Below are 14,029 nucleotides of genomic sequence, written 5' to 3' on the forward strand. Positions count from 1 at the left end.
ACGACCTTTCACGCGAAAGGTCGTTTTTGTTATGCCTGTGGCTTATGGTCAGTCGACTCGTGTCCTTGTCCTAACGCGGTATCTTTCGCCTCGACGACTTTCTCGCCGATCGATTGTAAATCCGATTTCGCCTCTTGGGCCGTCTCGACGACTTTATTGACGTCTTGTTTGACCGTGTCGGCTTCGCCGGCCACTTTTTCATAGACGTTTTGGACGTCTGTCGCGACTTCTTGGATGATGCCTGAGGCCGCCTTCACTTGATCGATGACTTGTGAGGCCTTACCGGCCGGATCTTCTTTCACCGTCTCGACGAGTCCGCCGACAGAAGCTTTCGCACTCGAGAATGACTGTTTCGTGTTCTCTCGGTTTGATGAGCTGAGGAGGGCGAGGAGCCCGCCGACGAGGGCACCGAGCAACATGCCGGTGACGACGTTGATTTTTGGACCGTTCGACGACTCATGGTCGAATTGACGGTTCGGGTTGTTCGCTTGTGTAGCATGCGGGTCGTGTTGCAATGGTGGTTGCATAAAAACACTCCTTTTCTGTAAGTTGGCATTGGTACCTTTATACCCGTGTCAAATTGGAACATAACCCGTTCGCTCATTTCGTCATGAAAAAGTAATGAAGGGGCAGGATATTTTTGGCGGGATGGGGAATGATAGTACTAGATTGGCCAAAAGGGGGAGCTGTCATGAAGATGAGGGAAGCCGTGCCGGAAGATGCCGCTCTAATTCGAGAAATCGCGCTCGCGACGACCGACGCGGACAACGCGCGTGCGCGCGTGATGGAACGGGCGTATCAGCTCGAGGAAATCGTGCGCGCCATCAGTTCGAGTGAAGAAGCGAAAGAACAGTTGTTCATCGTCGGTGAGACGGACGGCGACGTCATCGGGTTTTATCATGCGATTGACCGGGGCGAGACGTGGGAAGTGCTTCGTCTTTACCTCCATCCGGCCCATCACCGTCAAGGGTTAGGGGCAGAGCTGTTGACACACCTTGCAGGACGAAAACGCCAACCGGTCGAACTGTACGTTGAGAGTTCGAACGAGCAGGCGCTCGCCTTCTTGAACCATCAATCGTTCGTCGAATTGAACCGGATTCAAGAAGAAGTGTACGATGAGCCGATGGAGCTCGTTCACTTGCGATACGACCCACGCTAAGACTCCAGACGGATTTTGATTGAAACATCAGTCTCGGCTGATGTTTTTTGTTAGAATAAAACAGACATACTAATAATGAGGTGACAGCATGACATACGAAGAACCATCACGAAAAGGGGTCATCGTGATTGTATACCCGCTCCAGTTCACGTCTCGTGTCAGCGAGGCGTTCCTCGATCGGTTGCGGACGGACTACGAAGTGCTCGTCGTTGCCGGGCCGACGCTCGGCTTGACGGCTGAGGACCATAAACTGCTCATTAAGAACACGCTCCGTGAAGCCGGACAGTACAAGTTGCCGATTCACGTCGTCGCCTTCAGCCTTGGTGCGCTGTTGACGAACCGACTGTTACAGGAGTATGATGTCCCGCTCGGCAGTTTGACGTACATCTCCCCGCTCTTTGACTGGCATTCGTCCCGTCAAATCGGCGGATTGAAACAAGTCGTCGCTTCCGCCGTCGATCGCTTCCGCCCCGATTTGCCGCTCGGTATGATGACGTTCACCGGGGGCGGCGAAGAGTCATCCCGGTTCGGCGAGATCACGTACGCCCAGTACCGGGAGATTGAAGAAGAGATCGTCGAGCATCAGGAAGAGAAAAAACATTTGCCGCGTTTACCGCTCGCCTGTTTTTACGCGCCGGACGACCGTTTCGCCGATGTGAAGCTGACGCTGAACGTCTGCCGAAAAATCGGAGGCGACCAAGTTTACATCCGTCGTCTCGAAGGTTTCCCACACTTCGGCTATGAACGACTGAACACGAAGTTCGCCGAGACGCTGTTGACGTTTTACGAATTGATTCAAGAATAAAGGCGACTCGTCCGAGTCGCCTTTATCATGCCCGTTTTTCGATTGCGATGATGAACGGGGGATGATTCACTTGATTGATGAAGCCGTATCGCAGGACACCGGCTTGTTTTTGGTCGAGCGACTCGACGTAAGCGAGCACCTCGTCCCGTTCGATTTTACCGCTGTCGTGCCCATGGTAGATGACGACGACGATGACACCGCCGATCGCCATGACGTCCTGTAACTGGCGCAGCGCGTCAATCGTCGTCTCGCCTGTCGTCGTGACCGTCTTGTCGCTACCCGGTAAGTATCCGAGGTTGAACACGGCCGCGGTGATCGGACGGGTCTCGTCTGCGACGATGGTTTGGACGGTGTGGTGGCTGTCGTGGATGACGCTGACCCGTTCGGCCATGCCGGCTTCCTCGAGTCGCTGTCGTGTCGCCACGACCGCTTCTTCTTGGACGTCGAACGCATAGACGTGCCCGTCACCGACGAGCTCGGCTAAAAATAATGTATCGTGCCCGTTACCGGCCGTCATATCGATGGCGACCGTGCCGGGGACCACATGTTCACGTAACAGATGTTTCGCGAACGGCAACACTCTCATTAATCCCATATCTCTCATCCTTCTTTTTTCCTTGGAAGGAATCACGGCGTTCCAATTCGGCATGAATGGCGTTCAAGACGGCCATCTTCTGCCGGCTCCACATCGGCCCAATCAATAAGTCGGGCGGACCGTCACCCGTCAACCGGTGGACGATCACGTCTTCCGGTAACAGTTCGAGCTGGTCGCAGACGAGCGAGACGTACGTCGTCTCATCCATCAAATCGAGGAGCCCTAATTCATATTGCCTTGCGAGCGGCGTCCGTTTCAAGACGTGGAGCAAATGGATCTTGATTCCTTGTATATCCATTTTAGCAACTTCTCGCGCCGTGTCGAGCATCATCTGTGGCGTCTCGCCCGGTAGTCCGTTGATGATATGGACGCACACCCGGATATTGTGGCGGCGAAGTTTCGCCAGTCCGTCACAGAACGTCGCATAATCGTGGCCGCGGTTGATCTTTTTGCCGGTCTTGTCATGGATTGTCTGCAGACCGAGTTCGACCCAAAGCGACGTCCGCTCGTTCAGTTCGGCGAGGTAGGCGACGACTTCGTCCGGGAGGCAGTCGGGCCGTGTCGCAATCGATAGTCCGACGACACCTTCTTCTTCGAGCGCTGACTCGAACAGTTCACGTAGACGTGTGACCGGGGCGTACGTATTACTGAACGCTTGGAAATAGGCGATATACCGTGCTTCTTTCCATTTACGGTGCAACCGGGCCTTCCCTTCAGCGAACTGGACCGAAATTGGGTCACACGCATTCCCGGCAAAGTCGCCGCTCCCATCATCGGAACAGAACGTACATCCTCCTTTTGAAACGAGGCCGTCCCGGTTCGGACAAGTGAACCCACCGTCGAGCGGGACTTTGAACACCTTTCCGCCATACTCCCGGCGATACGCTTCGTTCAACTTATTGTATCTGGCTTCACCAAATGGGTTAATCATCTTCATCCTCTCCTTCTTTGCTCACGTTATCACATACTGTTTGGTGCAAAACTTCAGAATGAGTACTTTTTCTTGACAGTTATGGACCGTTCCGTTAGCTTGGAGAAGGACTAATTTTGGATTCGGCCGTCGTGCCGAATTTTTATCGTTTAGGCGATGGGAAAGGAGGAGTTGGCGTGAACAAGAAAATGCCGATCTCAATATGGATTTTGGTCATCGCGATGGCGCTCAATACGACGGCGGCGTCTTTTTTATGGCCGTTCAACACGTTATATATTAATGGATATTTAGGAGAATCGATGACGCTCGCCGGTATCGCCCTCCTCGTCAACTCCGCCCTCGCCATCGTCGGGAACTATATCGGCGGGACGTTGTTCGACCGACTCGGTGGCAAGACGACGCTCGTGATCGCGGTATCACTGCTCCTTGCCAGCTCACTTGGATTTCTGTTGTTCCATGCGACGTTCTTCGGATACTTGGTCTGGCTCGGGCTCATCGGCTTCTCGGGCGGGCTCGTCTTCCCGACAGTGTATGCTTTCGCCGGCTTGATTTGGCCGGAAGGGGGGCGCCGTTCGTTCAATGCGATATATGTCGCCCAAAACGTCGGTGTCGCGCTCGGTACGGCGATGAGCGGACAAGTGGCGCGCATCAACATCGAATGGATCTTTTATGCGAACTTCTTTTTGTCGGTCTTGTTCGTCGTCGTGCTTTTGTTCGGCTTCCGTTACTTGAAAGAAACGACTCGTCCGGTCATTCAGTCGCAACTTGAGGCGGCCGCGACGACGTTGTCCGGTGCGACGATGAAATCGATGTGGTATGTTGCCATCGGTTACGCCGCCCTCTGGTTCGTCTACGTCCAGTGGCAAGGGACGATCGCCGTCCACTCGCAAGGGCTTGGCGTGACGATTAGTGAATACTCGCTACTCTGGACGGTGAACGGGGCGATGATCGTGTTCGCCCAACCGCTCCTTAACCGGATGTTGCGTCAATTTGAAGACGACTTGAAGCGCCAGCTCATCATTGGTGGCGTCATCTTCCTTGCGGCCTTCCTCGTTGTGCCGTTCGCCGGAGGTTTTGCGATGTTCATGGTCGCGATGATCGTCATGACGGTTGGCGAGATGTTTATCTGGCCGGCGGTCCCGACGATTGCCGCCAAACTCGCACCGGCAGGGAAAGCCGGTCAATATCAAGGACTTGTTAATATCGCGGCGTCGGTCGGGCGCATGATTGGCCCGACGATGTCCGGGATATTATATGACGTGTTCGGTATCAATGCGGTCTTCGGACTCATGATTCTTCTCAGTGCAATCGGTCTCTTCTTCTTCATTAAAACGGGTTCACTGAATCGACAAACATCGGAAGAATGAGCATATTCGCTGCATCTTCATATACGTTGCACCATTGAGTTGTGCATTAAAAAGAAGTAAAGGATCCTTTCACATCGTAACGCCGGGTCGTCTTTCGTCTTGTCTCATGTGAAGCAGATGGACAATGTGAGTGAAGAAGTGAACTTACTTGTATTGGCGACACAGTATATGTTTTAGGTCGGCTTTGTCGGCATGGCTGCGGCAACGCTATACTTTTTGGTGGAACGAAACAGCTTAGACCCTGAATATCGTTCCGTCGCGACGGTTGCAGCGCTCGTCACGTTCGTCGCAGCGATTCATTATTACTTTATGAAAGATGCGGTCGGCGATTCAGGTCTGCTATCGGAAATCACAGGATTCCCGACGGAGATTCGCTATATCGACTGGCTCGTCACGACGCCGCTCTTGCTTGTGAAGTTCCCGTTGCTGTTGAGTTTGAAAGGGAAGATGAAGACGGGGTTACTGACGAAACTGATCGTGGCCGACGTCATCATGATCGTGGCCGGTTATCTCGGGGAATCGTCAATCAACTTGAACGGTGGCTTCACGCAGCTTGGGCTATGGGGTTATTTAGTCGGTTGTTTCGCTTGGCTCTATATCATCTATTTGTTATTCACGAACGTCACGAAAGCGGCGGAGTCGTCTCCGGCACCGATTCGGAAAGCGCTCCTCAACATGCGTCTCTTCATTTTAGTCGGGTGGGCGATATATCCGATCGGCTATGCGGTGACGCTGTTTGCGAGCGGCGTTGAGGTCCAGCTCGTACGGGAGCTGATTTACAACGTGGCGGATTTAGTGAACAAAGTCGGGTTTGGACTCATCGCGTTCTTTGCGGTCAAAACCATCTCGACGATGAAACAAATTAAGACGTAACGAAAAGTTCACATTGACGCGGTTTTTTATCTTGGGATAGAATGAAAGGGTAGATAAACTATCGCGATGAAAAGGAATAGTATCGTCTTGTCTGTATCGTAGAGAGCCGGTGGTTGGTGCGAACCGGTATATGGACGTCGAGAACTCGCCTTGGAGCAGTTTGCCTGAACGAGAGTAGGGTAAACCGGAGTTACGCCACGTTATCGGCGTCTCAAGTGGCAGAAATGCAACATGGGTGGTACCGCGGAGAGCTTTTAAGCCTTTCGTCCCATTACCGGGGCGGAAGGCTTTTTATTATGCAGAGGAGGATGAATTTTGGACTATTTTAAACATCAAGACATCGAGCCGAAATGGCAAAAGCGTTGGGAAGAGAAGGATGCGTTCCGGACGACAGAAGATCCGGACAAGGAGTGTTTCTACGTCCTTGACATGTTCCCATATCCGTCAGGAGCCGGACTTCACGTCGGTCACCCGGAAGGTTACACGGCGACGGACATCATCGCCCGCATGAAACGGATGCAAGGCTTCAACGTGCTCCATCCGATGGGATGGGACGCGTTCGGTCTTCCGGCCGAGCAGTATGCGTTAGACACAGGGAACGACCCGCGCGAGTTCACAGAGCGCAACATCGGCACGTTCCGACGCCAGTTAAAAGAACTCGGTTTCTCATACGATTGGGACCGTGAAATCAGCACGACGGACCCGAAATACTATAAATGGACGCAATGGATCTTCACACAGCTCCACGACCGCGGACTCGCCTACGTCGACGAAGTCGCCGTCAACTGGTGCCCGGCCCTCGGGACTGTGCTTGCCAACGAAGAAGTCATCGACGGGTTATCGGAGCGCGGAAACCATCCGGTCTATCGTGTGCCGATGAAACAGTGGGTGCTTCGCATCACGGAATACGCCGAGCGCTTGCTCGACGATTTAGAGGGGCTTGACTGGCCAGACAGTGTCAAAGAGATGCAACGCAACTGGATTGGCAAGTCGGTCGGGGCCGAAGTCGATTTCAAAGTCGACGGTCACGATAAAGTCGTGACGGTGTTCACGACACGTCCGGACACACTTTACGGCGCGACATACGTCACGCTCGCACCGGAACACCCATTCGTGAAAGCGATCGCGACACCTGAACAAGTCGTCGCCATCGAAGCGTACGTCGAAGAAGTCTCGAAAAAGACAGACCTCGAGCGGACCGACCTCGCCAAAGAGAAGACGGGTGTATTCACCGGCGCTTACGCGATCAACCCGGTCAATGGCGAGAAACTTCCGGTTTGGATTGCCGACTATGTGTTGTCGACATACGGCACGGGCGCGGTCATGGCCGTACCTGGACATGATGACCGCGACTATGAGTTCGCGAAGACGTTCGACCTCCCAATCCGCGAAGTCGTCACAGGCGGCAACTTGGAGGAGGCGGCTTACGTCGAAGACGGCGTTCACGTCAACTCAGGCTCGCTTGACGGGCTCAACAAAGCCGATGCGATTGCCAAAATCATCGAAGAACTCGAATTCGCCGGCACTGGCCGCGCCAAGACGACGTATCGTCTCCGAGATTGGTTGTTCAGTCGCCAACGCTATTGGGGCGAGCCGATTCCAATCATTCATATGGAAGATGGCACACTCAAGACGGTAGCGGTCGAAGAGCTTCCGCTCGAACTCCCAATCATCGATGAAATCAAACCGTCGGGTACGGGCGAATCACCGCTTGCGAACGCGGACGAGTGGTTGACATACACGGACCCGGTGACAGGAGAGAAGGGGCGTCGCGAGACGAACACGATGCCACAGTGGGCCGGCAGCTGCTGGTACTACATTCGCTTCATCGATCCGCATAACGAGGACATGATCGCCGACCCAGAGAAGTTGAAGCGCTGGCTCCCGGTCGACTTGTATATCGGTGGTACGGAGCATGCGGTCCTTCACTTGCTCTATGCACGTTTCTGGCATAAAGTGCTCTACGACATCGGCATCGTTCCGACGAACGAGCCATTCCAAAAGCTCTATAACCAAGGGATGATCCTCGGTGAGAACAACGAGAAGATGTCGAAGTCAAAAGGCAACGTCGTCAACCCGGACGACATCATCAAATCGCACGGTGCCGACACGCTCCGTCTTTATGAGATGTTCATGGGACCGCTCGACGCGGCCATCGCCTGGTCGACGAACGGACTTGACGGCGCTCGTCGCTTCCTCGACCGCGTCTGGCGTTTGTTCGACCAAACGGAGCTCACAGACGGCGCGCCGACGGCCGACTTCGAGCGGACATACCATCAGACGGTGAAAAAAGTGACCGAAGACTACGAGGCGCTCCGTTTTAACACGGCCATCTCGCAACTCATGGTCTTCATCAACGAGGCGTACAAACAAGACACGCTTCCAAAACAAGAGATGGTCAACTTCATCAAGATGCTCGCCCCGGTCGCGCCACACTTGGCCGAAGAATTGTGGGAGCGTCTCGGCATGACGGAAGACTTGACGTACGCGGCCTGGCCGACGTTCGATGAGTCGAAACTCGTCAGCGACACGATTGAAGTCGTCATCCAAGTGAACGGGAAGCTTCGTGCGAAGATGCACGTGGCCCGTGACGCTTCGAAAGAAGTACTCGAGGCTGATGCGCTCGCGAACGAACGCGTTCAAGAGTTCACGGAAGGAAAGACGGTCCGCAAAGTGATTGTCGTACCTGGTAAACTCGTCAATATCGTCGTAGGATGACCGAAGAGAACGTGTGACATTGTCACATGTTCTTTTCTTTTTCCTGACGCCGTTTTCTTTTTCGAGAGGGTTTGTTACACTAAAGGGCGATACTGCAGAAAAAGGGGACAAACCGTCCATGAAACGTTCTTACGTACTATTTACGACCTCGTTCGCCGTGTTGGTCGGGATGATTCTCTGTTACGTGCTCGTCTTTTCCGACGAGGAGATTCAACGACAAATCGGCGCGACGTTTGATAAAATCGAGATTCAGACGAGCCATCAAGCGACACCGCTCCCGCCGGTCGAGGCCTCGCCCGACGATGAGGACATCGATACGACCGATGCGCTCGAACAGATTCAACAGATTGACGAAGTGTACTACAGCGACACGATTGGTGCCTACCTCGTCTTGACGGACAATCGTGAGTTCTTCGAAGTGAGCGGAAACGCCAACCGTGTCATCGCTTCGCTCCAACTCGAAAACGAAGGACAAACGTTGAAGCTGAGCGAGTTCATCGGCATGCGGATGATCACCGAGACGAAAATCTTTGCGGTCACGGACAAGGGCGTCCTCGTGACGATTGAACGGGAAGGCGGTCGCTGGGTCGAGCAAGAACGAAAAGCGATTGCCGGCATCCGACCGAACGACCGCTTGTTCGGTCTCGGCTTTGACCAGACGACCGAACGCTTAATCATTATGAACCGTGAATCGGGAACGACCGACGTCGAGCTCCTCTACATCGAAGAGCGCATCACGGAAGTCGAGACGGAGGAGCGGAATGAGCCCGAGGGTGAGTCGAGCGGTAGCGACGAAGCGACGGGAGAAGAGACAATCGATGTCGATGCGGTCTCACCAGAAGACGAAGCGTTACAGACTGAGGCCGAACCTGATCCGGAACCGCTCAGCGAGTGGGCGATTGAATCGCGCAAAGCGCTCACGACGACCGGTATGAGCGCCTCGATTCAACAAAAATTCGAGAAGTTCCGCGGCGTCGGGCTCGTCGAACGACAAGGCCGGATTTACGTCCTTGACTCCGAAGAGCTCGTCTTATACACCATCAACCCGAATGAAGGAACGATGAACGGCCAGATGGTGACACCGCGCGTGTACGGATCGACCGGGATGTTCCTGCAAGACAACGAGATTTTTGCAATCGTACGACCAGACGTGTTCGACCTGGACGCTTTCGTCTCGGTCGACTGATAGGAGAGGGTACTATGAGTAAACGCTATTTTTTTGAAGAGGTCCGCCAGTTCCATGAGACGTTCGGACACCCGGAAGCGAAGACACCGGAACCACTCGTCCTTGACCGTGCCGTCAAACGCTCGGTCTGGACGGCCGAAGAAGCGGTCGTCGAGTTTTTACACCAATCGTCTCGTAACGAAGCGGAATTTTTAGAGGCCGTCGCCGCATTCAAGCAAGGTCTAGACCAAGCGGTCGAGAAGTCGTTATCGATGCCGTTGCCCGAATCGGACGTCGAGCGTCTCGTCGGACAAGGCGATGCGCTTACGGACGCGCTCTACTTCGTCATGGGCAGCTTCGTCGAGCTCGGGCTTGACCCGGTGCCGATGTTTGAAATCGTACAACGGGCGAATATGGCGAAACTCGGTCCGGACGGCAAACCGATTTTGCGCGAATCGGACAATAAAATCATGAAGCCAGAAGGGTGGATGCCGCCTGAGCCAGAGCTCGAGGCTGAAGTGCTCCGACAGATGGCAAAAAAATAAGAGTAGGTGGTCGCGACCACCTACTCTTATTTTGCTTCAACAGAAGCGAACTCGGCTGCATGCGACCCCGCGCAATGCCCGGTCGTGAATGCCGCCGTGATGTTATAGCCGCCCGTATAACCGTGGATATCGAGCACTTCGCCGGCGAAGAATAGGCCAGGTGCCTTTTTCGACATCATCGTCTGCGGGGCGATCTCTTTGACGGAGACACCGCCGCCGGTGACGAACGCCTTGTCGAAGTCGAGCGTGCCGATGGCGTGAAGCTCGAACGCCTTCAGCTGAGTCGCGAAATCGAGGACCGATTGCTTCTTCAACTGACTCGCGTCTTCTTCACCGAACGCGAGTGCCGCGAGCAACAAGTCGAGCATCCGTTCCGGGATGAAACCTTTCCAGACGTTTTTGACGGCTCGTTTCGGTTGCGACTGAACTTGTTTGAGTAGTTCTTGATACAGTTCGTCGCGCGCCATGTCCGGGAACAAGTCGAGCGACAACGTCACGACACGTTCTTTACTACGCTTACGCTCTTTAATCGTATACTGGCTGCAACGAAGGGCAATCGGTCCGGAGATACCGAAGTGCGTGAAAATCATGTCCCCGCGATGCGTCTTGATCGGCTTCCCTTTTTTACCGTGGACGGTGAGGGCGACGTCTCGTAGCGAGAGGCCTTGCAGTTCCTTCGTCCCGATGAAGGCGTCGTTCAATTTGATGGGCACCTCGGTCGGGAACAGTTCGGTGATCGTGTGACCGGCCTTCTCGGCCCAAGGGTAGCCGTCGCCAGTCGATCCGGTATGCGGGACCGACTGTCCGCCGACGGCAATCACGCATGCGTTCGCCTCGATACGTTCCCCGTCTTCGAGTTCGACGGCTGTGAACTCGTTTTCTTCATTAAAATGGAGCGTCTTTACTTTGGCGTTCTTTCGAATCTCGACGCCGAGGTCGTCGATGGCACGGAGCAACGTATTGACGACGTCTTGTGCCTTGTCGGTCACCGGGAACATCCGACCGTTGTCTTCTTCTTTCAACGGGATGCCGAATCCGGTGAACAAATCAATGATGGATTGATTGTCGAACTGGGCGAGGGCGCTGTAAAGGAAACGACCGTTCCCGGGGATAAACTGGACAAGTTCGTCGACCGGTTTCCGATTCGTCACGTTACAACGGCCGCCGCCAGAGATCGCGAGCTTGCGCCCGAGTTTTGAGCCTTTGTCGATGAGGAGCGTGCGCGCGCCGGCTTTCGCCGCGGCATAAGTGGCCATGAGACCGCTCGGCCCGCCTCCGATGATGATGACGTCTTTCATGATGGTATACCTCGTTTCTATCAAATCGATCGGTAAAATTATCGTAACTTTATTATCCGCAACAGTAAGAGTATAATGAGAAACAGTTGTTTTGTAAAACGAAGTCATTTCATGATGAACCGAATAGATGGAGGTAACGCATGTCATCAAGCGTCAAACAAGATTCAGGAAGAGAGTCGTTCGTCAGAGGGACGCTCCTTCTATCCGCCGGGAACTTGATTTCTCGGATGCTCGGGTTGTTATATACGTTCCCGTTCCAAGCGATGGTCGGGATTGCCGGTGTCACGCTCTATCAGGCGGCGTATACGTATTACGCACTCATGATCGCCATCTCGACGGCGGGCATTCCGGTCGCCGTCTCGAAGTTCATCGCCAAGTATAACGCGCTTGGCGAATACGGGACGAGTCAACGCTTGTTCCGACAAGGGATGAAACTTATGCTCGCTACCGGCGTCGTCGCATTTCTCATCTTATTTTTTGCGGCACCTTGGCTCTCGGAGCTGATGGTCCGTAACTCCGACAACAATCAGCAATATGTCGACTCGCTCACGCTCGTCACGCGCAGCGTCAGCTTCGCACTCCTCCTCATCCCGGCGATGAGCATGGTCCGCGGTTATTTCCAAGGTCATCAAGACATGGCACCGACGGCAATCTCACAAGTCATCGAACAGATCGTCCGCATCTTGTTCCTGCTCAGCGGGACGATGCTCGTCTTGTTCGTCTTAGCGGATTCGGAATTGATTCGACCGCTCGCCGATACGCTCGGCGGAACCGGTGCGGTCGAGACGACAGAGTTGAACGGATTAAAAGTGCTCGCCGTCACGATCGCGACGTTCAGCGCGTTCATCGGAGCGATCGGTAGTATCGTCGTGTTGGCCATTTACTGGCGGAAACGAAAGCTGATCCACACGAATACGGAAAATCCGGAAGAAACGCCGGTCCGGTCGATGAAGTCGCTCTTGCTCGAGCTACTCAGCTATTCGATTCCAATCGTCATGGTCGGACTGTCGACACCGCTCTATCAGTTCGTCGACCAGTTGACGATGGTGAACACGCTTCTCAATTCAGGGAAGACGGTGTCCGAGGCGACGTCGGCGTTCGGATTCTTGACTGGGAACGCCCATAAAATCGTCTTGATTCCCGTGTCGATTGCAGCGAGTGTGTCGATGGCGACCATCCCGCTCGTCACGCGTTCGTTTACGCACGGAGACATGACGAAAGTGCGCAACCAAGTGAATCACATCTTCCAAGTGTCGTTCTTCGTGACGATTCCAGCCGTCATCGGTCTCGTCGCATTGGCTGAACCGTTGTTCGGGACGTTGTTCCCGCGTGACCGGGAAGGGTGGGTGTACTTACTTCACTACGCGCCGAGTGCGTTCTTCTTGGCGTACTACTCGGTAGCGGCCGCGATTCTACAAGGAATCAATCGGCAATATTTCACCATCTTTGCCACGGCGATGGGACTCCTCGCTAAAGTCGTCTTGAACGTCCCGTTCGTCTATTTGCTCGGCGGCATCGGGGCCGGTTATGCGACGATTGCCGGCTATATCGTCGCCATCGTCCTCATGGTTTGGAAGATTCAACGGGCGCTCCAGTTCCCGTATAAACAGTTGCTCCGCCGAACGATGCTCATGTTCGCGATGGGGGCTGTCATGTTTATCGTCGTCTATGGGTCGTTGTTCGTTACGTTGAATCAAGAACCGAGCTGGGGGAATGACATTCTCGCGACGTTCGTCGGCTTCGGTCTCGGCCTCATCGTCTACGGCTATCTCGGTTGGAGAAGTCATTTGGCCGGTAAGTTGTTAGGGAAACGATTCGAGTATCGGAGGAAAGCATAATGCGGATTGATAAATTATTGGCCAATATGGGGTATGGATCCCGAAAAGACGTCAAGCTGTTATTGAAACAAGGCGCTGTTCAAGTGGATGGTCAACCGGTGAAAGATGCGAAGCGGCATGTGAAACCAGAGACAGAGGTTGTGACCGTGTTCGGTGAAGCGGTCGACTATAAACCGTTCGTCTACCTGATGATGAACAAACCGGAGGGCGTCGTCAGCGCGACCGAGGATCAAGTCGAGACGACGGTTCTCGAATTGATTGATCCGTCCTACGCACATTACGAACTGTTTCCGGTCGGACGGCTCGACAAGGACACGACCGGGCTACTGTTGTTGACGAATGACGGGGCGTTCAATCATGCGCTCATGTCCCCGCGAAAGCACGTCGATAAAGTGTATGTCGCTGAAATCGATGGCGAGATGACCGTCGACGATGTGCGCCGGTTCGCCGAAGGCGTCGAGCTCGAAGACGGATACACGACGAAACCGGCCCGTCTTGAAGTGATTAGCCGGAACGGTCGTCGCTCGATGATTCGCCTGACGTTGTCTGAAGGCAAGTATCATCAGGTCAAACGGATGGTCGCGGCCGTCGGGAAACACGTCGAACGGCTCGAACGGATTCAAATCGGGACGCTCGAACTAGACCCGACGCTCGAGCGGGGTGCTTACCGGGAGTTGACGCAAGAAGAATATGACGCCTTGTTGGCGTGATGAAGCGACCGATGGACGAGTTGTC

General features: G+C 54.2%; 12 protein-coding genes, 1 pseudogene and 1 other annotated feature. Of the genes and pseudogenes, 9 read left to right on the top strand and 4 right to left on the bottom strand.

Annotated features, from left to right (window positions below; translation table 11 throughout):
- Positions 1–29: 29 nt before the first annotated feature.
- Positions 30–527, bottom strand: coding sequence for a hypothetical protein (locus tag RT52_RS01640; RefSeq protein ID WP_034814685.1), 498 nt, complete (start codon positions 525–527; stop codon positions 30–32).
- Between the two features lie 164 nt (positions 528–691).
- Here RT52_RS01640 and RT52_RS01645 point away from each other — a divergent pair, with 164 nt between their 5' ends.
- Positions 692–1,159 carry a GNAT family N-acetyltransferase gene (locus RT52_RS01645; protein ID WP_034814687.1) on the top strand — a complete coding sequence of 156 codons (468 nt, stop codon included), beginning with the start codon at positions 692–694 and terminating at the stop codon, positions 1,157–1,159.
- Between the two features lie 88 nt (positions 1,160–1,247).
- A complete protein-coding gene (locus tag RT52_RS01650; RefSeq protein ID WP_034809184.1) occupies positions 1,248–1,964 on the top strand; it encodes an alpha/beta fold hydrolase in 717 nt (238 codons plus the stop codon).
- 25 nt (positions 1,965–1,989) lie between these two features.
- Here RT52_RS01650 and mnmM read toward each other — a convergent pair whose 3' ends face one another.
- A complete protein-coding gene (mnmM, locus tag RT52_RS01655) occupies positions 1,990–2,559 on the bottom strand; it encodes a tRNA 5-(aminomethyl)-2-thiouridylate-methyltransferase MnmM (protein WP_034809186.1) in 570 nt (189 codons plus the stop codon).
- Complete coding sequence (gene mnmL, locus RT52_RS01660) at positions 2,513–3,496, bottom strand: tRNA modification radical SAM protein MnmL/YtqA (RefSeq protein WP_051690240.1); 984 nt, start codon at positions 3,494–3,496, stop codon at positions 2,513–2,515. The genes mnmM and mnmL overlap by 47 nt, the downstream gene beginning before the upstream one ends.
- Before the next feature lie 170 nt (positions 3,497–3,666).
- Between mnmL and RT52_RS01665 the strand changes: the two genes are divergently transcribed.
- The 5 genes and pseudogenes from RT52_RS01665 to RT52_RS01685 all read left to right on the top strand — a co-directional run bounded on the left by RT52_RS01665 (position 3,667) and on the right by RT52_RS01685 (position 10,158).
- On the top strand, positions 3,667–4,857 hold the full coding sequence (locus RT52_RS01665; RefSeq protein ID WP_245175446.1) for an MDR family MFS transporter: 1,191 nt from the start codon (positions 3,667–3,669) through the stop codon (positions 4,855–4,857).
- Between the two features lie 189 nt (positions 4,858–5,046).
- Positions 5,047–5,730 (top strand): annotated as a pseudogene (locus RT52_RS01670) (bacteriorhodopsin); the annotation flags it as partial.
- A 57-nt stretch (positions 5,731–5,787) separates the two neighbouring features.
- Positions 5,788–6,004: a binding site (T-box leader), on the top strand.
- A 41-nt stretch (positions 6,005–6,045) separates the two neighbouring features.
- A complete protein-coding gene (leuS, locus tag RT52_RS01675) occupies positions 6,046–8,448 on the top strand; it encodes a leucine--tRNA ligase (RefSeq protein ID WP_034814689.1) in 2,403 nt (800 codons plus the stop codon).
- A gap of 118 nt (positions 8,449–8,566) precedes the next feature.
- Positions 8,567–9,634, top strand: coding sequence for a hypothetical protein (locus RT52_RS01680; RefSeq protein WP_034814690.1), 1,068 nt, complete (start codon positions 8,567–8,569; stop codon positions 9,632–9,634).
- The gene (locus tag RT52_RS01685; protein ID WP_376778075.1) at positions 9,631–10,158 is read left to right on the top strand and encodes a pyrophosphohydrolase domain-containing protein; all 528 of its coding nucleotides are present in this window, start codon (positions 9,631–9,633) and stop codon (positions 10,156–10,158) included. Before RT52_RS01680 ends, RT52_RS01685 begins: the two co-directional genes overlap by 4 nt.
- Positions 10,159–10,184: 26 nt before the next feature.
- Here RT52_RS01685 and RT52_RS01690 read toward each other — a convergent pair whose 3' ends face one another.
- Positions 10,185–11,456: a BaiN/RdsA family NAD(P)/FAD-dependent oxidoreductase gene (locus RT52_RS01690; protein WP_200871122.1), complete on the bottom strand. Its 1,272-nt coding sequence runs from the start codon at positions 11,454–11,456 to the stop codon at positions 10,185–10,187.
- Positions 11,457–11,596: 140 nt separating this feature from the next.
- Between RT52_RS01690 and RT52_RS01695 the strand changes: the two genes are divergently transcribed.
- Positions 11,597–13,294: a putative polysaccharide biosynthesis protein gene (locus RT52_RS01695; protein WP_034814694.1), complete on the top strand. Its 1,698-nt coding sequence runs from the start codon at positions 11,597–11,599 to the stop codon at positions 13,292–13,294.
- A complete protein-coding gene (locus RT52_RS01700; RefSeq protein WP_034809201.1) occupies positions 13,294–14,004 on the top strand; it encodes a pseudouridine synthase in 711 nt (236 codons plus the stop codon). Before RT52_RS01695 ends, RT52_RS01700 begins: the two co-directional genes overlap by 1 nt.
- Positions 14,005–14,029 lie beyond the last annotated feature (25 nt).

It is taken from the genome of Exiguobacterium alkaliphilum 12/1 (genome assembly GCF_000714435.1).
In the GTDB taxonomy this organism is placed as follows: domain Bacteria; phylum Bacillota; class Bacilli; order Exiguobacteriales; family Exiguobacteriaceae; genus Exiguobacterium; species Exiguobacterium alkaliphilum.

Bases quoted from the DNA above. Each gene is read 5' to 3' on its own strand.
- RT52_RS01700 (WP_034809201.1), top strand. From the start codon at position 13,294: ATGCGGATTGATAAATTATTGGCCAATATGGGGTATGGATCCCGAAAA.
- RT52_RS01640 (WP_034814685.1), bottom strand. From the start codon at position 527: ATGCAACCACCATTGCAACACGACCCGCATGCTACACAAGCGAACAAC.
- mnmL (WP_051690240.1), bottom strand. From the start codon at position 3,496: ATGAAGATGATTAACCCATTTGGTGAAGCCAGATACAATAAGTTGAAC.
- RT52_RS01690 (WP_200871122.1), bottom strand. From the start codon at position 11,456: ATGAAAGACGTCATCATCATCGGAGGCGGGCCGAGCGGTCTCATGGCC.
- RT52_RS01695 (WP_034814694.1), top strand. From the start codon at position 11,597: ATGTCATCAAGCGTCAAACAAGATTCAGGAAGAGAGTCGTTCGTCAGA.
- RT52_RS01650 (WP_034809184.1), top strand. From the start codon at position 1,248: ATGACATACGAAGAACCATCACGAAAAGGGGTCATCGTGATTGTATAC.
- RT52_RS01645 (WP_034814687.1), top strand. From the start codon at position 692: ATGAAGATGAGGGAAGCCGTGCCGGAAGATGCCGCTCTAATTCGAGAA.
- RT52_RS01680 (WP_034814690.1), top strand. From the start codon at position 8,567: ATGAAACGTTCTTACGTACTATTTACGACCTCGTTCGCCGTGTTGGTC.
- mnmM (WP_034809186.1), bottom strand. From the start codon at position 2,559: ATGGGATTAATGAGAGTGTTGCCGTTCGCGAAACATCTGTTACGTGAA.